Raw genomic sequence first — 19,891 nt, 5'->3', positions numbered from 1 at the left:
ACTTCTCCAATAAGCGCATTTTCAACACAGGACAGCCATGAGCGACAATGCACCGTCAACGCCTGTCAAGGCAGCACAGACAGAACAGGAAAAAACCGACTTTGGGTTCAGCCAGGTAGAGAAAACGCAAAAAGCGTCGCTGGTGGCCAACGTGTTTGATTCTGTTGCCGCTAAATACGACATTATGAACGACTTTATGTCGATGGGCGTGCACCGTTTATGGAAGCGCTACACTATCGACTGCGCGGGCGCCCGCGCCGGCCATAAGGTGCTCGATATCGCCGGCGGCACCGGGGATCTTACGGCCAAGTTTTCCCGTCTGGTGGGGCCGACGGGCTCAGTAACCCTAGCGGATATTAATTTGTCGATGCTCAAAGTAGGGCGGGATAAGCTGCGTGATCGTGGGCTTATCAGCAATATTGATTACGTACAGGCTGACGCAGAAGCATTGCCGTTCCCTGACAATCATTTTGACATTGTGACCATGGCATTCGGGTTGCGTAACGTGACCGAAAAGCAAAACGCGCTGAACTCTATATTCCGGGTTCTTAAGCCCGGCGGACGCTTACTGGTACTGGAGTTTTCTAAGCCAACCAGTGAGCAGCTCAGCAAGCTGTATGACATGTATTCATTCCATGTGTTGCCGAAAATGGGGCAGCTGGTGGCAAACGATGCCGACAGCTATCAGTACCTGGCCGAAAGCATCCGTATGCACCCTGATCAGGAGACGCTGAAAGGGATGTTCGAACAGGCCGGTTTTGAGCAGTGTGACTACCAGAACCTCACCGGTGGTATCGTGGCCTTACACCGGGGTTATAAGTTTTAATGCCTGCCAGTGCTCTGCTAACCGCCACGCTGGAACAGGCGATTAACCGCGTATTGCCCCTCGACCCGGACTCCGCAGCCCGACTACAGGCGTTGTCTGGCGCCCGTCTGACGGCTTTTGTGGCGCCTTTGCCATTTGGCCTGAGCCTCAGCTTTTCTGAGCAGGTGGACGTACACGCCGTGCACGAAGCGCCCGCCGAGGTGGTTGCTGCACTTACTGAAAAAGATTGTTGCATACAAACCTCCTTAAGCGTGTTGCCGGAACTCCAGCAAACCAGTCAGCTCACCCGGCTTATTCAGCAACAAAAACTGACAGTAGATGGCGAGCTGCAAATCGCCCAGCAGGTCAGTGCGTTGTTTCAGCAGCTGGATATTGACTGGGAAGACCAACTGGCGCAGGTTACCAATGATGTCATTGCCCACCAGGCTTTCACCACTGGCCGCCAGGTCCATGAGCGGGTAAGCAGCTTGTTAGGCACGTTTTCACGGACACTGGGTAACGCGGTAGTAGAAGAGAAGCAGCTGGCCGCCCACCGCCTGGCCGTGATGCACTTTAACGACAGTGTCAGCACACTGCGCGACGACGTAGCCCGCGCTGAAAGCAGGCTGGAAAAACTGGAACAGCGACTCACGAAGAGATAAACATGCGCATTGTCAGGTTGTATAAGATAAACAAAGTGCTGTTGCAGCATGGTATTGACGAGCTGATCCCGAAACGCTGGATGCCCTGGTACGCCCGGCTCGCCCGTCATCTGATTTTCTGGATCCGTAATAAACACAAGCACCATAACGCCGGTGAACGTCTCACTCTTGCCTTGCAGTCTCTGGGGCCCGTATTCATCAAGTTTGGCCAAATGCTGTCAACCCGGCGGGACCTGCTGGCGCCGGCTATCGCCAATGAACTGGCGTTATTGCAGGACAAAGTGCGGCCTTTCCCCAGTGATCTTGCAGAAGGTATTATTAAAACCTCACTGGGCCTGCACAGCCTGGATGAGCTGTTCAGTGAGTTCCATTCCGAGCCGCTGGCTTCGGCCTCGATTGCCCAGGTCCATGCCGCAAAACTCCGTCACACCAATCAAGACGTAGTGGTGAAAGTACTCAGGCCGGATATCCGTGTGACCATAGATGCCGATATGGATCTGCTGTACACCCTCGCCAAGGTGCTGCAAAAATGGTTGCCTGATGGCAAACGCCTGCGCCCGGTGGAAGTGGTTAAAGAGTACCAGAAGACCATTGTGGATGAGCTCGACCTGCTACGGGAGTCGGCTAACGGTATTCAGTTGCGCCGCAATTTTGAAGGGTCGGATGCGCTGTATGTTCCGGAAATTTATAGTGACTATTGCCGCCACAACGTGTTGGTGATGGAACGCATCTATGGTTTGCCTATCTCCAACATTGATGCCTTGCTGGCGCAGAAAACCAATATGAAGGTGCTGGCGGAGCGCGGCGTAGAGGTGTTCTTTACCCAGGTATTCCGGGACAGTTTCTTCCATGCCGATATGCATCCGGGTAATATTTTCGTGGCCACCGAGAACCCGTCAAACCCTCAGTATATAGCGATTGATTTCGGTATAGTGGGTACGCTTAATAAGGACGACAAACGTTACCTGGCGGAAAACTTTATTGCGTTCTTCAACCGGGACTACCGTAAGGTGGCGCAGTTGCATGCCGACTCGGGCTGGGTACCGGCGGACACCAATATCGATGAATTCGAAATGGCCATCCGCACCGTGTGTGAGCCAATTTTCCAGAAACCGCTGGCCGAAATCTCGTTCGGCAACGTGTTGTTGCAGTTGTTTAATACCGCCCGGCGATTCAACATGGAGGTGCAGCCACAGTTAGTGCTGCTACAGAAAACCCTGCTTTATATTGAAGGCCTGGGCAGGCAGTTGTACCCACAACTCGATTTGTGGAAAACCGCCAAGCCCTTTTTGGAAAACTGGATGCGTGAGCAGGTAGGCGTGACGGCGATGCTCAAAAAGGTGCACGCAAATCTGCCATTCTGGTCGGAAAAGCTGCCGGAGATGCCGGACCTGTTGCACGACAGTCTGGTGCAACTCAAACGTATTCCGTTGCAGCAACAGCGTACCCACCAGAAGATGATTGAGTTGCAGTCGAAGTCAATCCAGTCCACCCACTTGAGTATTGTTGGTGCGACCGGGGTAATTCTGGCCGGGATCCTGCCCGCGTACGCGCTACACTGGGCATTTCCTGCCAGCAGTGCAGTGCTGGGTGTTGGCTGCTGGTATCTCGCTTGGAAGAAGGGGCAGTAAGTACTTATTCACATTTCTGTCTGGCAGATTGTTATATGACAGTTGTGTGAATATTTACGGATAAACACGGGTAAGCGCCTAATATTTGTATCATTCTGTACTCACAGTGGTATAGTGGACATGGCCTTCGGGTCACAGGTCTTTTTGAAGACGTGATTATTGTTTATTTGCAGGATGTAAAACCACGCAAGTTACTTTGTGATTTGTTGTAAGACGTTTGCCCCTTTCGTAAGTAAGACCCAAATAACATGCTTCAATTAAAGACACAGTTACACGCGCATTTGCGCATTTGATTTGCTATTTGAGGTCTATACGACATGTCTAAAGTTACAGGCACCGTTAAGTGGTTTAACGCTGATAAAGGTTATGGTTTTCTAACTCAGGATAACGGCGGCAAGGACGTTTTCGTTCATTTCCGTGCTATCCAGTCTGACGGTTACAAAACCCTTCCAGAAGGTCAGCGCGTTGAGTTTGATGTAGAAGAAGGTCAAAAAGGTCTTCAGGCTGCTAACGTGCAAGCTATCTAAAGATTCAAAAAACGGCGACATTAGTCGCCGTTTTTATTTGCTACACCCCCATCCCTTTTAGTATCTGTTCCACCCATAATTCCTTTGTTATTTCTCCAGTATCTACTCGTGCGTGCTTACACGCCGGGATCTGCAAGTCTTCCTGCGGATCAGAATACCGCTCCCAATTAATCAGTTTCTGACGATCCCTGTCCGCGCCCCGTGCCTGCAACCGGGTTAAGCGAAGCCTGGACGGGCAGTGCAAATAAATCACTTCCACCGCGGCATTAAATCGTTCAGTAAGTTGTGCATGCCAGTCCGGACATTGTAACTCACGGCTAAACGGGCCATTCATCACTACCGGGGTATGCCTCACATTATCAGCTGCCATGGCATACATGGCTTGGTAGATAGGCTCACGAAAGGCGGCTTTAAATTCGGGCGAGTCGCGATCGTCTTTGGGGTTACCTGCCAGCTGTAACCCTGCACTGACTACCGGCGAAAAATGGTGATCAATATCAATCAGACAGGCGTGCAGTCGGTGGGCCAAATGCGCCGACCAGGTGGACTTTCCGGTCCCGGGCAAGCCAGTCACCAGCCAAATACCGTGTTTATACATTGCTTTCCCTGTTGCGCTATCGTGTAATGAGTGTACCAGTACGTGGGCAGACTGACATCAGTGCGCTACCCCGACTGGGCGAGCTGGCGCGTTACACGAATGTGAACCATTGTTCGATATATCAGTCTGATAGCTTCAGGGGAGAAATATGCCACGAATAATAATGTCAGATTTTCAGTGTGTTATTAATAACGTTATAGGGCAATGTGGGCACGAAGTAACAAGGAAGGAGTACGAAGGTGCTTAAAAACGGACCCATTTATGCAGCCTTGCTAGTGATTGGCTGGCTACTCGGTGGCGTTGCACAGGCCCAGCAAACCCAGGTGGCGACCTTATTTGGCGAGCCGGTGACTGAGGCCGACATCAGCCCAAACCGGCAACAACTCAGTGACATCGCACGGGCGCATTCTATATCGAAAGACATGGCGCTGGCGATTTACCGGCATGGCGCCTTAGCCGACAAAATTGTGGAAGCCGTGTTACAGGACTATGCAGATAAGCATGAAATACGGGCGTCCGACCAATTGGTTACGCGCTTTCTGGTGCGTTTTTCGGCGGATATGCAGGTGGCGCCCGACGCCGGTAAGGAAGACCATTCATTGCGGGAGGTTGCCGAAACTCAGGTTCAAAAGTGGCTGATTGATAAGGCCTTATACGCTGAGTTTGGCGGTGCCGTAATTTTTCAGCAGGGTAACCCGCAGCTACCTGCCGGCGCCTACGAAAAGTTACTGAAGCAGTATCAGCAGCAGGGCCACTTCGAAATATTGCAGGAGAGTTATCAGGCGGTATTCTGGGAGGCGTTCGAGCCGCCGTTTTCATTTGAATTACCACCAGAGCAGGTGGACTTCTCTTCCCCCTGGTGGCTGAATTAGCTACTGGCCTCGCTAGCAAATAATGGGGTAGAAAAGTACCGCTGGGCACTGTCGGCTAATATAATGACTATGTGCTTGTTGCGGTAGCGTTCATCTGCAGCCAGCCGGGCAGCTACTGCAAAGGTGGCACCTGATGAAATCCCCACCGCCAAACCTTCGGTTCGCGCCAGCGCACGGGCCTCGGCTATGGCTTCATCGTCGTCCACCGTCAGCACCCGATGGTAACATTGCTGATTAAGTACCTTCGGCACGTGCCCCGAGCTTAACCCCTGAATATTATGAACCCCGGCCCGGCCTTCACTGAGAACCGGGCAGCGAGCAGGCTCCACAGCGACCACTTCAAGCCACGGACACGAGGGCTTCAAGGCCTCGGCGAGGCCACTGATCGTGCCCCCCGTGCCTACGCCGGCCACCAACACATCAATATTGCCCTGCGTGTCATGGAGCAGTTCCTGCGCGGTAGTCTGAATATGAGCCTCGGGATTTGCGGGGTTGGCGAACTGATCCAGTGACAGCGCGTGCGGGTTGGCCGCTACCCTGCGGGCCGCCTCATCAATCGCGCCTTTGGTGCCCAGCGATTTCGGGGTAGTAACGAGCTTAGCTCCATACAACCGAATAAGTTGCTGGCGCTCTACTGACATATGTTCCGGAATAACAATAGTAAGTGGTATGCCGTACAGTGCACACAGCCAGGCACAGGCTACGCCATTGTTTCCCGAGGTTGCTTCAATCAGCTCGGTGCGGGCGGTGAAGTCCGGACTCGCCATAAGGCGATGGAGCATGGCGGCGGCCGGGCGGTCTTTAACCGAGCCTGCCGGGTTCATGTATTCCACTTTAGCCAGAATGCGGCCGACAAAACCGCGTTGTTTAGCCATGCGGTTGAGTGCCACCAGTGGGGTATGGCCAATGGTTTCATCAATACCATCATATATTCGGGCAGGGAAGTGCACACTGCCGGTTTGTAGGGTGTCAAACATACGTAAATATCATTATTGGTTTTCTGTGACTTTATTGTGCGCTGTGAGAGTGGCATGACACTGCTAAATTTACCGGTTATGCTGGCTAGTATTAGAAAATTAATGCGCAGTAGTGATAAACATGAAAAAAAATGCTCTTGATAGCATAGATAAGAAAATATTGTGTTCGGTACAGCAGGACGCCGATGTGCCCCTTTCGGAACTGGCAGAGCAAGTGGGACTGACCCAAACCCCCTGTTGGCGGCGCTTACAACGCTTACAAAGTGAAGGGTTTATTACCCGGCGGGTCGCACTTCTCAACGCTCAGAAACTGGGTCTGGCTACCACGGTGATTGTGCAGGTGAAAGCAGCGCGGCACGATGGCAGGTGGTTAGCGGACTTTGCCCGCCATGCGGGGGCGTTTGAAGAGGTGGTTGAGTTTTACCGGATGTCCGGTGAATACGATTATCTGTTGAAAGTTCTGGTCCCCGATATGGCAAGTTTTGACCATTTCTATAAGCGGCTGGTAAACGGCATTGATTTGCAGGACGTTACCTCCAGTTTTGCCATGGAGCAGATAAAGTACGACACTGCGGTGCCGCTCACCCATCTGTAAGCAGCGCCAGCTAACCATGTCGTATCTGAAGCTGTGATACACTCAGGTTAACTCAGGATTGAAGGAAAGAAACATGTCTGATGTCGCCAGCCACTGGGATGATATCCTTCTGCTGAATGACCAACTCTCTGAAGAAGAGCGTATGGTTCGTGATTCTGCCCATGACTTTTGCCAGAACGCCTTAATGCCGGGCATCATTAATGCGAACCGCAAGGGGCAGTTCGACACCGGTATTATGCGTCAGTTTGGTGAGATGGGTCTGCTGGGCGCCACCATCGACGGGTTTGGCAGCGCCGGCGTGAACTATGTGTCTTATGGCCTGATTGCCCGGGAAGTGGAGCGCGTCGATAGCGGTTACCGCAGTGCTATGAGCGTGCAGTCCTCGCTGGTTATGCATCCCATCCATAAGTTTGGCAGCGATGCGCAGAAGCAGAAGTATCTGCCAAAGCTGGCCAGTGGTGAATGGATAGGCTGCTTCGGACTGACCGAGCCGGATGCCGGCTCTGATCCGGCGGCAATGAAAACCCGCGCGGTGAAAGTGGACGGCGGTTATCGTCTGACTGGCTCAAAAATGTGGATCACCAATTCGCCGGTGGCGGATGTGTTTGTAGTGTGGGCTAAGAATCAGGCTGAGGACGATCGTATTACCGGTTTTGTGCTGGAAAAAGGTATGGCCGGTCTTACTGCCCCGGAAATTAGCGGCAAGTTATCCCTGCGGGCTTCTATTACTGGTGAAATTGTTATGGACAGTGTATTCGTGCCCGAGGAAAACGTGTTGCCTGGTGGCAGAGGTCTTAAGGGTCCGTTTAGCTGCCTGAATCTGGCTCGCTATGGTATTGCGTGGGGGGCAATGGGAGCGGCAGAATTCTGCTGGCATGCCGCGCGTCAATATGGGTTGGACCGCAAACAGTTTAATAAGCCGTTGGCACAAACGCAGTTATTTCAGACCAAGCTGGCCAATATGCAAACCGAAATCGCGTTAGGTTTACAGGGCGCACTACGTGTAGGCCGGCTTATCGACAGCAAGGCGTTCGACCCCACCATGATTTCCTTAATAAAACGCAACAACTGCGGTAAAGCACTTGATATAGCCCGGCAGTCCCGTGACATGCATGGCGGAAATGGGATCAGCGATGAGTTCCATATCATGCGGCACATGATCAATTTAGAGACGGTAAATACCTATGAAGGGACGTACGATGTTCATGGGTTGATCCTGGGGCGGGCGCAAACCGGCCTGCAGGCGTTTTTCTAAGGGGGACACGGTGTTCAGAAACAAAAAAAATCAGGCCGTGGCCTGATTTTTTCCTCACTATAAAGTGTTATTTCTTGTCTTCTTGTTCTGGCTGAAGCTTAGATTTTTTCTTAATCTTACAATCCAGTATGCGCTGCGTATTCTTTCTGCCCAGATAAAACGCGACAGTATAAGGGTGGGCGCGCTCGAAAAAGCGTGAAAAAGTTTTTGAAATAATATTCATGAGCGTCTTCTCCTCCTTAGAATTACCCTCATTCATCATAGCTTTATTACACAAATATGTCTAATGTGTAATTATGTGGTTAAAACGATGATTCTTCTAATAAATACAGCAATAGCTATAAAAGAGATCAATTCGAGCAGAAAATGTTCTAAGCAGTAATCGCCCACCCTTAGCCATATACCGTCATCTTCACACGCATCAGTAATAACTAAGCTTCTCTGACTTGCCGGCAAATATCTTATACACCATGGCTGTGTAGGCCAGAATGCAGGGCACCACAATCACGGTCCCCACCAGCAAGAAGCGTAACGAGTTTGCGTCGCTCAGTGCATCCATCACCGTCATTTGCCCGGGGATCACATACGGATAATAACTGATAGCAAATGCACTGAAAGACAGTACAAACACCAACAGCGCTATCAAAAACGGCAGCCACTCACCGTGACCGTCAGCATGGGGCAGCTTTTTCAGCACCACGGCACACAACACCAATAAGGTAAAACAGGTGAGGGGAATAGCCATTAGCGCATAGCCCCAGGGGGCACTTAGCCACAATGCGCGGACATCGTCATGCAGGGTGAGGTTGGCAATACTCACACCGATAATACCTGCCGCCAAAACCACCAAACCACGGCGCGCCCAGGTGAAAGCTTTCTCCTGCAACTGATTCTCGGCTTTCATGATAAGCCAGCAGGCGCCGATAAACGCATATGCGGCGGTCACTCCGAGTGCGGATAGCAGTGCGAACCCCTGTGCCCATATGTCAGTTCGCAAGCCTGTGACAAAAATCCCCAGCATATATCCCTGGGCCAGCGTGGTAAGCAGCGAACCCCACTTAAACGAGAGATCCCAGCTGCGCTTTTTAACCTGGGCTACCTTCGCGCGAAAGTCAAAGGACACCCCGCGCAGTATAAGCCCGATCAACATGAGGGTGGCAGGAATATACAGAGTTTGCAGAAACGCGCTGTGCGCTTCCGGAAACGCAAATAACAGCAAGCCCACCGCCAGCACAAGCCAGGTTTCATTGGCATCCCAGTAGGGGCCAATAGAGGCAATCATATCGTCCCGGAACTTTTCTTCCCGCGGTGGCAACAATACCCCTACACCCAGGTCGTAGCCGTCGAGAATTGCGTACAGCAAAACGGCTAAGCCCAGCAGGCCAATATAGATATCCCCCAGTGTTTCTGCAGATAAACTTTCAAATGGCATAGTGACCTCTTAGGTATTGGCAGGTGACATTCTGCTGGCTTTCGCTTTTTCCCGCTCCTCGCTGGTAATTTCCTCCAGCTCCACGGCCCGGCGACACATCAGCATTAATGTAGCCATATAAGACACCAGCAACACGGCATAAATGATGGCGTACAAGGTGAAGGAAAAGACCACATTGCCGGTGGGGAGCCCGGTGACAGCATCGGCGGTTTTTAATACTCCGGTGACCAAATAAGGCTGACGGCCGATTTCGGTCACGTACCATCCCGCCAGTGTGGCAATCCAGCCACTGAAAGCCATGCCGGCAAGGACTTTTTTCATCCACAATGGCAGCTCTCCTCGCCGCCATAGCATGAATGATGCGGTCCACGACACCAGTAACATCAACAGCCCCACGCCGATCATAACCCGGAAGCTATAAAACACCTGAGCTACTGGCGGGTGCTTCCCCTTAAAGTCATTCAGACCCTGCACTTCGCCTTGCAGATCATGAGTAAGAATAAAGCTGGCCCCGCCGGGAATGGCCAGCTCGAAGTGGTTTTCCCGAGCGTCCTCATCCGGTATCGCAAATAACAGTAACGGGGCACCTTCGGTTGTGTCCCACAGCCCTTCCATCGCCGCAACCTTCTGAGGCTGGTGTTTAAGGGTATTCAGACCGTGCATGTCGCCAGCAAATATTTGCAGAGGAATGAGAATAGCCGCCGTGTAGGTCGCCACTTTCAGAGACTTCTTAGGTGCTTCCTTGGTATCACCTTTTAACATGCGGTACGCCGACAGCCCGGCAATCAGAAAGCTGGCCGTTAACCCTGACGCCAGCATCATATGGACAAAGCGATAGGGGAACGACGGGTTGAATATAATCTGGCTCCAGTCTTTGGCAAACACTACGCCGTCGATTACCTCATGGCCTTGCGGGGTGTGCATCCAGCTATTTAGTGACAGGATCCAGAATGCCGAGGTGCTGGTGCCCACCGCCACAATAAGCGTAGCCAGGGTATGCACCCAGTTTGGGACCTTGCGGATGCCAAACAGCATGATACCGAGAAAAGTGGCTTCCAGGAAAAAGGCGGTCAGCACCTCGTACCCCAGTAACGGGCCTGCCACATTGCCGACTTTTTCCATGAATCCCGGCCAGTTGGTCCCAAACTGAAAAGACATGGTAACCCCGCTCACCACACCCAATGCGAAGGTTAACGCAAATACCCGTACCCAGAAACGATACATACGCATCCATACCGGGTTGTCGGTGGTGTCTGAGCGGATTTTGAAATAAAACAAAAACCACGCCAGCGCCATGGTGATGGTAGGAAACAGAATGTGAAAACTGATATTCAACGCAAACTGTAAACGTGACAACAAAAACGCGTCCACAACGGCCTCCTCAATTAGCGGTAGTCTTACCGGGTACTAGTTTGTCCTTAAACTCAAGAATGCGTCCCACGCTGGCACCCAGCTTCATCAACGTGTTAAGTTTTTCGGGACCGAGTGTTTGCAACTCCTGAGACCACGCCGTGACTGACTCAAGCAAGTCGTGTATCTCGGCCAGCGTTTGCTGTGCATGTTCCTCATTGCTGTTCGACGGCGTGTCGAGTAGTAAGTCACGTAATAAACTCAAGGTTGGATCAATTTCCCGCTTCTTTCTTTCCTCAAATACGCGGTTTGCCAATTCCCAAATTGAACCGGCCGGCACGAAAAAGTCCTTACGCTCACCGGGGACAATCTGCGTTTTGATTAATCGCCAGGACTGCAACTCCTTAAGGCCCATACTCACGTTGCCCCGTGAAATATTCAGCGCATCGGCTATTTCCTGAGCCGTAATCGGGTCTTCGTTAAGCGCAATTAAGGCCAGCATCTGACCCACAGTGCGGTTAAATCCCCAGCGGCTGCCCATTTCACCAAAGTGCATCACGGCGGAGGTAATAAGGGGTGTCATTTTCATATTGCTGACCATATTGAAGTTTCAGAAATTAGTGAAAGTTTAATGTGAAACCGAGCATGGGTCAATTAAAGATATATGGAAATGAGGTGGGATAAACTACACACCTCGCCGCAGAAAGGCGATGTGTGTAGCTTAGATTAAAGGGCGCGTAAGGCCGTTAGAGAGGTTTTCTATTTAGTCTATTCAGTGAGATTCCTGCTACCCCAAGGAGGAACAGCGCCAGAGATGCAGGTGCTGGTACTTGTGCAGGGGTCACTCGAAGCTCGTTTAATTGGACGGCACGATTATAGATTCGAATATCGTCGATCGAGCCCAACGATGGATTATACCAGGGGTCGCCTGCATATACATTAATGGGACCACTGGGGCTATACGGCGTGCCACTGCCGTCAATAGTCTGAAATAAGCTTCCGTTAAGATAAAGTTTGAGGGCGCTACCATCATCAATCATGGCTACATGAGTCCATGCGTTGGGACCTATAGGTAAGGGCGCGGTGTCGGCGAACCCATTGTTCCAACTTGAGCTGGTACTCATTCTGGAATGCAGACCAGTGTTACCGGGAGTTAACCAGAATCCAGGCCACCGTTGGAAATTAGTATTACCTACATGCAAGATACTCGACCAGCCACTTCTTGCGCCCGTTATATTGAGGTGAAAACTCACTGTAAATGCATTAGTCGTGTAAGGGTTAATGGTACCTAACAGTTGGTTGTTGGCCAGGGCAATGCCGCCACGGTTGTTAATATCGTTATCATACCAAAAGGCCAGCGAGCTATCTGAACTAGTCAGCAACGCGGCGTTTGTAGTCATTGCTGAGCAAAGCAGCCCTAAGTAAAGAATCCCTTTTAAAAATTTCATATCACTACCTCAAGTCTCATTGTTATCCTCCAAACTAAAGCAACTAACGGGCCACTTTTAAGTTGCTGATATTTATAGTAATTAAATGAGCTTCCGAGGCGGTTGTAAATTTTTCTGACGTTATAAATAGTGAAAGGTGCTTACCAGCGTCTGATCATACGCTTGTACACTTCCGGATCTAACAGGCTGGGGCGCAGTGAAGGGGTGACTTCCGCAAGGGCACCGGCTGCTGCCTGCCAGTCGGCGTAACGGGTGCCGTCGATAATGAACGCAGAACTGTCGTTGGCCGGTACTCCGTCCAGTGAGAAAGCCAGCGCAAGTATGCCAGGTTCAATCTTCGCATGAGCCACATCTGCAGAGCTAATGTATTCAGCGGTACCGTCACCATCAATATCTTTGCTTAACCAGGCTACGCCCAGTAGCTGATTGAACGTGCCGTCCTTATGCATTTGCGCGATTGTCTCGTTGAAGCTGGCGATGGTTTGTTGTGCATCAGGAAGCTTCTTGCTCAAAGAAATGCGCAGCCCGGAGCTGATTAGCGGTGCGGCTGAAAAATGCAGGAGCTCTTCGCCGTCATCCCGCAGTAGCCGGTTCAGCTCATCGATTAGCAACCGGGTAGAAATAAGGTAAGGGGCCCGTTCATCGGCCAGCTGCCGGAACGCGTCATAGGTAGTGGGGTTACGCGACCATTTAATGTCCTTGAGTAACCGGAAGCGGTCGGTATTACCAAAACGGTTTTCTATCGCCACCCGGCTATCTTGCAGATGCGGTATAAGCCGAATTTCTGTCACGCTCTGCGATTTACTGGTGGCGTAAAGGTAAAGCGGTAGGTATGGCTCAGAGTAAACAAACTTGTCATGCTGACTGTCCAGATCCTGAAATGCATACTCACCGTCCAGTTTGCCAGACAACAGCCCGCTGCCTAAAAAGGCCCGGCGCATTACGGTAAGCTCAAGCTCAGTTGCCATGCGGGAAAATGCTTCCTGCATGATGGCATTGAGTCTGGCGGGTTCTCCCTCATCATCGATGTAGGTAGCAAGGGGGGAAGCACCCAGAGTGACGGCGTGGGCCGGCATGAAATGTACTGCACTGATCAGTAATACACTGGCCAGAGTTTTCAACGCGGCAACCAACTTTCCCATATAAGGCTCTCTTGTGGTGAGGAGTAAAATTTTTAGTGCTCACTTCAGCTTACATGAAAACAACCGAGTCTGCCTGTTTCCACAGAATGCGAAGCTGGACGGTGTAAATGTTGAGGTGGACTGAGGCAACACCGAATGAAAGTCGCGGAGCCCAGAGGTGACAAAGCTCGCGATCTCTGCGAGGTCATATAACTCAGAGGAATGACTGCAGCTGCGGTGTTGCAGCTGCAAAACAGGGTTTATTCGCCAAAGCTCCCGGCAGGGCCGGGGTAAACCACCGGACTTTCATAGCCGTCTTTGCTGACGCTGGCAACACCGAAAAAGTAGTTATCAATTACAATGTTTTCCAGCGTGGCTTCGGTGACGTTACCCACGTATCGACTGAATTCCCACTGCGGGGCATCCGTGTGACGCCAGTAAACTTTATATCCTGCCAGTTGCGGGTTCTGTTCGCTATCCAGGGCATCCCAGGACAGTGTGGTAGAGGGTTGTACCGCGCCCTTTATATCAACGTTTACCGGGGGATTTGGTGCCCACGCCATGCTCGCCAGTGTGGCGGCATTTAATGAAGTCAGTTTCGCGGCGTACTCGAAATTTACCCCGTCAAGCGTATCGCCGTACTTAATACCGTTTTCGGTACGCAGATCCTGATGCTGGCGGTTATAGTTCTCGTTGGTTTCCATAATGCGAATGCCCGGGTACCCGAGGTCGTTAAACGGGCGGTGATGGCCGCCACGGCCGTAGCGATCCAGCCGGTAAATCACCATGGTATCCAGGTTCGGAATGAACTCATCGGCAATGCGGTCAATATAGCGGGCCAGGTTACGGCTGGGACTGTCAACTTCGCCGCCGGTAAAACGCCGCATGCGCGCTTCCTGCTCACTTTCAGTGACCCGTGTGCCTTCGGCAAAGATTCGCGCGGTGGTGTTATTAATCACACCATTTATGCCTTCAATATTGCCGATCATATCGTTATTCAGTACAGCTTTGATGCGCCAGCCATCATCCTTTGCCTGCGCGGCCATTATCTTGCCGCCGAACAGCCCCTGTTCCTCGCCGGCCAGGGCAGCATATACAATTGAGCCATTAAATTTGTGCTGAGTCAGTACCCGTGCCGCTTCCAGGGTGCCGGCCACGCCCGAGGCGTTATCATTTGCGCCGGGGGCATCGGAGGTGGCATCCATCACGTCAGACACCCGTGAGTCAATGTCACCTGACATGATGACGTAGCGATCAGGGTCGGTGGTGCCGCGCTGAACCGCGATGACACTGACCACGTCCGTCGGATTGGGAATGCGTTTTTCGCCGCTGATGACCTGCGACTGAAAGTACACCTTAAGACAACCGCCGCATTGGGCAGATATCTTCTCAAATTCCTGTTTAATCCATCGTCTGGCTGCGCCGATACCGCGGCTGTCTGATTCTGTTTCTGACAGGGTATGGCGGGTGCCAAAGTTCACCAGTGTGGTGATGTCCTGCTCGATCCGCTGTGCGGAAATATCTGCCACAATATCGTGAATAGCCTGCTGGTCACCGGCTTTAGGCGTATCAGCGTAAGCCAGAGAATAGGACAGGGAAAGGGCGGTCAACGCCAGTAAGGCGAGACGTTTACTAAATTTCATAATTCAGACCGTTTGTTACCAAGACTGTATAAGTTAGGGTAATCGGCAGGGAACGACAATCGAAGTCAGCGTGGCGATTCGACATCCTGTCGAAGAAAGAATATGCAAACTAAATGGAAAGCAATAACAGCGGGTAGCGACAAACCTGTACCCGCCTGAGTGATGAGGACGGCTTAAATAAACGCGAATGCGTCGCCGAACAGACGGTCTTTTTGCATACCACGGGGAGTCAGATCTTCACGTACTACCTTGGCCATTTCAAAACGTCCGGCTACGTAGACTTGCATAGCAGAGAAGTCGGTGTGATCAGCAATCACCGCGTGGTGTACCCAGCCAGTCCGGCCATTCCACTCGTCTCTGGCAAATTCCACTACCGGCACATAGGTGAAATGCTCATGCTCGTTTGCCAGGGCAGTCAGTTCGTCGTTCAGGTACAAGTCTTCACTGTGACGGCCGCCCCAGTACAGGGTCACGGGAGCACGGTGATCGCTGTGCAGATACTCCTGCAATATCGACCAGGTATAAGAGAAGCCCGTGCCACCGGCGATCAGTACAATGGGCTGCCCGTTAGGCTGGAGATAAGCTTCGCCGTGTCCGCCGCTCAGCCGGATAGCGCCATCTTCGCGCATCCGCTGCAATACTTCGGTGGCATAGGCATTGCCCTCATCAGCACCGATATGCAGCTCAATACGGTCGTTGTCCCAGGCGGCATTCGCAATGGAGAAGGGGCGTTTGTCGTTTTCGCCCATGTGTACCAGTACATACTGCCCGGCTTTGAAAGACACCGGAAAGGCCGGCGCCAGTTCGACTTTGTACACTGTGTCTGTCAGTGGCGTTATTTGCGTGACCTGACATTCAATTTCTGACATGTAATCTCTTCTTTTACCAGTTAGCTGCTAGTTATCGGCAGAATCGTCCATGATACCAAGCTCATCCCAGATGTCATCCACACGCTGTTTTACGGCCTCGTCCATAACAATAGGGGTGCCCCACTCGCGGTCAGTTTCGCCCGGCATTTTATTGGTCGCATCCATACCCATCTTTGAGCCCAGCCCGGACACCGGTGAGGCAAAGTCCAGATAATCGATAGGGGTGTTCTCGACCAGCGTCGTGTCGCGCGCCGGATCCATGCGGGTAGTAATGGCCCAGATCACGTCATTCCAGTCACGGGCATTGACGTCGTCGTCACATACTATGACAAACTTGGTGTACATGAACTGACGTAAAAAAGACCAGACGCCCATCATTACCCGTTTGGCATGCCCGGGGTATTGTTTCTTCATGGTGACCACGGCCATACGATAAGAACACCCTTCTGGCGGCAGGTAGAAGTCCACAATTTCCGGGAACTGTTTTTGCAGAATAGGCACGAAGACTTCGTTGAGTGCCACGCCCAGAATCGCCGGCTCATCCGGTGGCCGTCCGGTATAGGTGGAATGATAAATGGGGTTTTTGCGGTGCGTAATATGGGTCACTGTCATCACCGGAAAGTCATCTACCTCGTTGTAGTAACCGGTATGATCACCATAAGGGCCTTCTGGTGCGGTTTCATCCTGCGCAATATATCCTTCCAGCACAATCTCGGCACTGGCCGGGACCTGCAAGTCGTTACTGACTGACTTCACCACTTCCGTTTTATCGCCACGCAGCAGTCCGGCAAACGCATACTCAGACAACGTATCGGGCACCGGCGTAACGGCGCCTAATATAGTAGCTGGGTCAGCCCCTAAGGCCACCGAAACCGGGTACGGTTCGCCGGGATGCATCTGGCACCATTCCCGAAAATCCAGTGCGCCACCGCGGTGAGACAGCCAGCGCATAATAATTTTGTTCTTGGCAATGACCTGCTGGCGATAGATGCCAAGGTTCTGACGTTTCTTATGCGGACCGCGGGTGACAGTCAGGCCCCAGGTAATTAACGGCGCCGCATCGCCCGGCCAGCAGCGCTGGACGGGGATCTTGCTCAGGTCCACCTCATCCCCGCTGAGAATGACATCCTGACAGGGCGCTTTTCTGACAGTTTTCGCCGGCATGTTCATCACCTGCTTAAACACAGGCAGCTTATCCCATAAGTCTTTCAGCCCCTTGGGGGGCTCGGGTTCTTTCAGGTAAGCAAGCAGTTTGCCCACTTCCCGAAGTGCCGTCACAGATTCCTGACCCATGCCGAGGGCCACCCGGGTAGGGGTGCCGAATAAGTTGGCCAGCACCGGCATGTCATGATCTTTCGGATTTTCAAACAACAGCGCAGGGCCGCCGGCACGCAGGGTGCGGTCAGCGATTTCTGTCATTTCCAGATCTGTATCGATTGTGTGGGTGATGCGTTTCAGCTCACCACGTGCTTCCAGTTGCTGGATAAAGTCGCGTAAATCTTTATATTTCATTTGCTTGGGCAGGGTCCGCGGACTACTCTTTTGGGTAGATTATACCATGTAGAGGCGTACTGCGATCAGACGCTCATGAAAAACTTCATTGCCGGGATAATACTGACTCTGCTGGCTGCCAAGGTGATTGCAGCGCCCACCGGTGCCTGCAGTGCATCTGCGTATCAGGCGTTCGATTTCTGGCTGGGAGAATGGACGGTCACGACCCCTGATGGCAAGCAAGCGGGTACTAACCTGATTGAAAAAGACTATAACGGGTGCGTGGTTACGGAACGGTACACTAATGCTGATGGTCCGTATGGTTCCAGCATCACCATGTATGACAAAACTACCGGTAAGTGGCACCAGGTATGGGGTGACAAAACCGGGTTGCGCCTTGACCTGAGCGGCGGAATGACTGATGGTGCGATGGTATTGCGCGGCCAGACTGGTACTTCAGTGAACGCACTAATTCATAAAATTAGCTGGACGGCGGAGGAAAATGGGAGTGTGATACAACACTGGCAGGTGAAAAACGCCGATCAAAAAAATTGGCGGACCCTGTTCACAGGAATTTATTCCAGAAAAATTAATTAACGTTGCCTAGGGTGGAAGCATGAAGCAATTTGATGACGAAATGACCGCAGAATTAAACCTCATTTTAAAGTTTCCACAAAAAAGTCTGATGCAGGGACTTAAAATTCATCATGATGCGACACAGAGTATGGTGCATGCTGCTGAGCGCTTATATGCCAAGGGTCTTATTACCCAGCCGGATGGCGGTTATCTTACCGACTTAGGTATCGATATAGCCGAGCACGCCCGCCACATACAAATGGCGCTGTCGATGAAGCTGAATTAGTCTTCAGTTTTCCGGCACCGCGCCGATAAACTAAGGGTACGTTCCCGTTAATCTACTGACAGACTGATATGCCCTATATTCGACTCTCTCTGATTGTGGCGACTGCAATAAGCATGTTCAGCCACACATTAAATGCGCAGGAAATCCGCGCCGTACAACTGTATTCACAGGATGAACTGATCAATATGATCAACAGCAACACGCACCTGAACCGGGTCGTGGAAGATCGCTGTCAGCTGGTGCAGGATATTGAAGCTCGCGCCGAAGTACTACGGGTGCCTGCGTATCAGTTTTTATGGGGCGATATGCTGGCCTGGGGGGTGTGCGTGGATGAAGCGCCGGAGCGCGGCATCAGCTTTATGCGTGACGCCGCCAATCAGGGGCTGGCCGCGGCACTGGAACAACTGGGACGCTACTATGCTAGCGGCACACTGGTACAGGAAGACAAAAAGCGGGCGGTGGTTTATTTACGTGAAGCCGCGGCGCTGAATAACCTGCAAGCAAAGATGCAGCTGGCGGAATTATTTCTGGAGGGCTACGGGAGTCCGTATGACTACGAAGATGCCTACCGCTGGTTATATAATGCGGTGACCAGTGATAAACAACAGCATGCTAAAATTGCGGGCTATCTCACAGAGTTAGAAAAGCTGATGCACCCGAAAGCGGTGCGGGCGGCACGTAAACCCACCGAGTAGGCATGATTTCAGCTAGGCTAACGCGGGCGCCTGCCGGTAATCATCGGGCGGATGAGAGAGACCCGGCCCCACCATTGCGTTAGTACTACTGCAGCCACGTGGATAAGGACCGCGCCGTACAGGACATGTGCCAGGGTAGCGTGTATCCATTCCAGGGTCTGATTGCCCCAGAAAGCATCTATTTCCTGCATCATAAAGCCGGTAACCGCCAGCGCCAGAAACAGCACAATAACGGCAAAAATCATTAACCAACCAAACGGATTGTGGCCGTGGTCGGGCGGGACACGTCGTAGTCTGAGCTGATTGAGGTGCTGCTGCAGCGCCTGTGCCGACACATCGACAGTGGCAAAGCTGGCATAGCCAGTGTCACGCAGACCCCAGCAAATGCGCACCAATATAATGGCAGCGGCACCATAGCCGGCGATCTCATGAATCAGATCGCCGGGTTCTACGATAAAGTAATTTGCCACAAAGGCCGTGACCAGCAACCAGTGACACGTGCGAACTACGCCGTCCCACAGCCTGATGTCACGGCTACTCATTTAGTGTGACTCACTCTTCACTATGCTGCCATCTACCGGGTTGAAGTAAATTTCAACTTTCTTGTTTTCAGAATCCATGCCGTAAATTTCATAGCAGTTGCCATCGGTTACCACAAATTCATTAATCGTGTAGCCGTCGCTTTTCAGCTGAGCCTGAAATTCAGTCTGATCCATCCACTGTGACTCAGGCGCGGTGGTACATTGAGTACCTGATTCCACACTACAGCCTGACATTGTTGCTGCCGCGATTACTGCCATTCCTACATGCTTAATACCCATTGCTTTTCCTTTCAGGTTGCTTACAGATGAGTGTTAATAGTGGCAGCATTCGTGATATTGGTTCAACAGTTTTTGCAAAATTAGGGGGCTGAGTGCTGGTATTGTCCGGTATTCAGGGTAATCCAAAGCCGAATTTGTGCGTAAAACCCACAGAATCGTAACGACTGCAAATATTTTGTAGTATTTAACTGTTATACTGGCGGTAATATTAAGGTATCTGTCAATACAGATGCATCT

The 19,891-nt window shown here is 51.7% G+C and carries 23 protein-coding genes; 10 read left to right on the top strand and 13 right to left on the bottom strand.

The window, feature by feature from the left end:
• Nucleotides 1-37: 37 nt before the first annotated feature.
• From ubiE to cspE, 4 genes are all read left to right on the top strand, one after another.
• On the top strand, nucleotides 38-826 hold the full coding sequence (gene ubiE, locus OCL06_RS07820) for a bifunctional demethylmenaquinone methyltransferase/2-methoxy-6-polyprenyl-1,4-benzoquinol methylase UbiE (protein WP_262993217.1): 789 nt from the start codon (nucleotides 38-40) through the stop codon (nucleotides 824-826).
• Nucleotides 826-1,467: a ubiquinone biosynthesis accessory factor UbiJ gene (locus tag OCL06_RS07815; protein ID WP_262993216.1), complete on the top strand. Its 642-nt coding sequence runs from the start codon at nucleotides 826-828 to the stop codon at nucleotides 1,465-1,467. The genes ubiE and OCL06_RS07815 overlap by 1 nt, the downstream gene beginning before the upstream one ends.
• Before the next feature lie 2 nt (nucleotides 1,468-1,469).
• Complete coding sequence (gene ubiB, locus OCL06_RS07810) at nucleotides 1,470-3,098, top strand: ubiquinone biosynthesis regulatory protein kinase UbiB (RefSeq protein ID WP_262993215.1); 1,629 nt, start codon at nucleotides 1,470-1,472, stop codon at nucleotides 3,096-3,098.
• Nucleotides 3,099-3,415: 317 nt separating this feature from the next.
• Nucleotides 3,416-3,625, top strand: a complete 210-nt coding sequence (cspE, locus tag OCL06_RS07805; protein ID WP_262993214.1) for a transcription antiterminator/RNA stability regulator CspE — start codon at nucleotides 3,416-3,418, stop codon at nucleotides 3,623-3,625.
• 40 nt (nucleotides 3,626-3,665) lie between these two features.
• Here cspE and OCL06_RS07800 read toward each other — a convergent pair whose 3' ends face one another.
• Nucleotides 3,666-4,223 (bottom strand): P-loop nucleotide/nucleoside kinase family protein, encoded by a 558-nt coding sequence (locus OCL06_RS07800; RefSeq protein WP_262993213.1) that lies wholly within the window; start codon nucleotides 4,221-4,223, stop codon nucleotides 3,666-3,668.
• A gap of 239 nt (nucleotides 4,224-4,462) precedes the next feature.
• Between OCL06_RS07800 and OCL06_RS07795 the strand changes: the two genes are divergently transcribed.
• Nucleotides 4,463-5,095 (top strand): SurA N-terminal domain-containing protein, encoded by a 633-nt coding sequence (locus tag OCL06_RS07795; RefSeq protein ID WP_262993212.1) that lies wholly within the window; start codon nucleotides 4,463-4,465, stop codon nucleotides 5,093-5,095.
• Here the strand turns inward: OCL06_RS07795 and OCL06_RS07790 are convergent.
• On the bottom strand, nucleotides 5,092-6,072 hold the full coding sequence (locus OCL06_RS07790; RefSeq protein WP_262993211.1) for a PLP-dependent cysteine synthase family protein: 981 nt from the start codon (nucleotides 6,070-6,072) through the stop codon (nucleotides 5,092-5,094). The genes OCL06_RS07795 and OCL06_RS07790 overlap by 4 nt on opposite strands.
• 121 nt (nucleotides 6,073-6,193) lie before the next feature.
• Here OCL06_RS07790 and OCL06_RS07785 point away from each other — a divergent pair, with 121 nt between their 5' ends.
• Both OCL06_RS07785 and OCL06_RS07780 read left to right on the top strand, forming a co-directional pair.
• On the top strand, nucleotides 6,194-6,667 hold the full coding sequence (locus tag OCL06_RS07785; protein ID WP_262993210.1) for an Lrp/AsnC family transcriptional regulator: 474 nt from the start codon (nucleotides 6,194-6,196) through the stop codon (nucleotides 6,665-6,667).
• 73 nt (nucleotides 6,668-6,740) lie between these two features.
• On the top strand, nucleotides 6,741-7,922 hold the full coding sequence (locus OCL06_RS07780; protein WP_262993208.1) for an acyl-CoA dehydrogenase: 1,182 nt from the start codon (nucleotides 6,741-6,743) through the stop codon (nucleotides 7,920-7,922).
• Between the two features lie 67 nt (nucleotides 7,923-7,989).
• Here the strand turns inward: OCL06_RS07780 and OCL06_RS07775 are convergent, their stop codons facing one another.
• From OCL06_RS07775 to ubiD, 9 genes are all read right to left on the bottom strand, one after another.
• Nucleotides 7,990-8,145: a hypothetical protein gene (locus OCL06_RS07775; protein ID WP_262993207.1), complete on the bottom strand. Its 156-nt coding sequence runs from the start codon at nucleotides 8,143-8,145 to the stop codon at nucleotides 7,990-7,992.
• A gap of 198 nt (nucleotides 8,146-8,343) precedes the next feature.
• On the bottom strand, nucleotides 8,344-9,354 hold the full coding sequence (locus tag OCL06_RS07770) for a cytochrome d ubiquinol oxidase subunit II (RefSeq protein ID WP_262993206.1): 1,011 nt from the start codon (nucleotides 9,352-9,354) through the stop codon (nucleotides 8,344-8,346).
• Between the two features lie 9 nt (nucleotides 9,355-9,363).
• Nucleotides 9,364-10,725, bottom strand: a complete 1,362-nt coding sequence (locus tag OCL06_RS07765; protein ID WP_262993205.1) for a cytochrome ubiquinol oxidase subunit I — start codon at nucleotides 10,723-10,725, stop codon at nucleotides 9,364-9,366.
• A gap of 10 nt (nucleotides 10,726-10,735) precedes the next feature.
• The gene (locus tag OCL06_RS07760; protein ID WP_262993204.1) at nucleotides 10,736-11,293 is read right to left on the bottom strand and encodes a GbsR/MarR family transcriptional regulator; all 558 of its coding nucleotides are present in this window, start codon (nucleotides 11,291-11,293) and stop codon (nucleotides 10,736-10,738) included.
• A gap of 157 nt (nucleotides 11,294-11,450) precedes the next feature.
• Nucleotides 11,451-12,152 (bottom strand): LamG domain-containing protein, encoded by a 702-nt coding sequence (locus tag OCL06_RS07755; RefSeq protein WP_262993203.1) that lies wholly within the window; start codon nucleotides 12,150-12,152, stop codon nucleotides 11,451-11,453.
• 140 nt (nucleotides 12,153-12,292) lie between these two features.
• Nucleotides 12,293-13,294 carry a substrate-binding periplasmic protein gene (locus OCL06_RS07750; protein WP_262993201.1) on the bottom strand — a complete coding sequence of 334 codons (1,002 nt, stop codon included), beginning with the start codon at nucleotides 13,292-13,294 and terminating at the stop codon, nucleotides 12,293-12,295.
• A 239-nt stretch (nucleotides 13,295-13,533) separates the two neighbouring features.
• The gene (locus tag OCL06_RS07745; RefSeq protein WP_262993200.1) at nucleotides 13,534-14,916 is read right to left on the bottom strand and encodes a M28 family metallopeptidase; all 1,383 of its coding nucleotides are present in this window, start codon (nucleotides 14,914-14,916) and stop codon (nucleotides 13,534-13,536) included.
• A gap of 173 nt (nucleotides 14,917-15,089) precedes the next feature.
• Complete coding sequence (gene fre, locus OCL06_RS07740) at nucleotides 15,090-15,785, bottom strand: NAD(P)H-flavin reductase (RefSeq protein WP_262993198.1); 696 nt, start codon at nucleotides 15,783-15,785, stop codon at nucleotides 15,090-15,092.
• A 27-nt stretch (nucleotides 15,786-15,812) separates the two neighbouring features.
• Nucleotides 15,813-17,297, bottom strand: a complete 1,485-nt coding sequence (gene ubiD / locus OCL06_RS07735) for a 4-hydroxy-3-polyprenylbenzoate decarboxylase (protein ID WP_262993196.1) — start codon at nucleotides 17,295-17,297, stop codon at nucleotides 15,813-15,815.
• Nucleotides 17,298-17,372: 75 nt separating this feature from the next.
• On the opposite strand from ubiD, the gene OCL06_RS07730 reads away from it, so the two are divergent.
• The 3 genes from OCL06_RS07730 to OCL06_RS07720 all read left to right on the top strand — a co-directional run bounded on the left by OCL06_RS07730 (nucleotide 17,373) and on the right by OCL06_RS07720 (nucleotide 18,833).
• Complete coding sequence (locus OCL06_RS07730) at nucleotides 17,373-17,873, top strand: hypothetical protein (protein ID WP_262993195.1); 501 nt, start codon at nucleotides 17,373-17,375, stop codon at nucleotides 17,871-17,873.
• A gap of 19 nt (nucleotides 17,874-17,892) precedes the next feature.
• A complete protein-coding gene (locus OCL06_RS07725; protein WP_262993194.1) occupies nucleotides 17,893-18,138 on the top strand; it encodes a TIGR02647 family protein in 246 nt (81 codons plus the stop codon).
• A 113-nt stretch (nucleotides 18,139-18,251) separates the two neighbouring features.
• Nucleotides 18,252-18,833, top strand: a complete 582-nt coding sequence (locus tag OCL06_RS07720) for a tetratricopeptide repeat protein (RefSeq protein ID WP_262993852.1) — start codon at nucleotides 18,252-18,254, stop codon at nucleotides 18,831-18,833.
• Between the two features lie 17 nt (nucleotides 18,834-18,850).
• On the opposite strand, the gene OCL06_RS07715 is transcribed toward OCL06_RS07720, so the two are convergent.
• Both OCL06_RS07715 and OCL06_RS07710 read right to left on the bottom strand, forming a co-directional pair.
• Entirely contained in the window at nucleotides 18,851-19,375 is a 525-nt protein-coding gene (locus OCL06_RS07715) for a cytochrome b/b6 domain-containing protein (RefSeq protein WP_262993193.1), read from the bottom strand.
• Nucleotides 19,376-19,654, bottom strand: a complete 279-nt coding sequence (locus tag OCL06_RS07710) for a PepSY domain-containing protein (protein ID WP_373318458.1) — start codon at nucleotides 19,652-19,654, stop codon at nucleotides 19,376-19,378. It abuts the gene before it with no gap.
• Nucleotides 19,655-19,891 lie beyond the last annotated feature (237 nt).

It is taken from the genome of Alteromonas salexigens, assembly GCF_025628895.1.
GTDB lineage: Bacteria > Pseudomonadota > Gammaproteobacteria > Enterobacterales > Alteromonadaceae > Alteromonas > Alteromonas salexigens.
The sequence above is the reverse complement of the archived record's forward strand: the minus strand, read 5'-3'. Positions and strand labels throughout refer to the sequence as shown.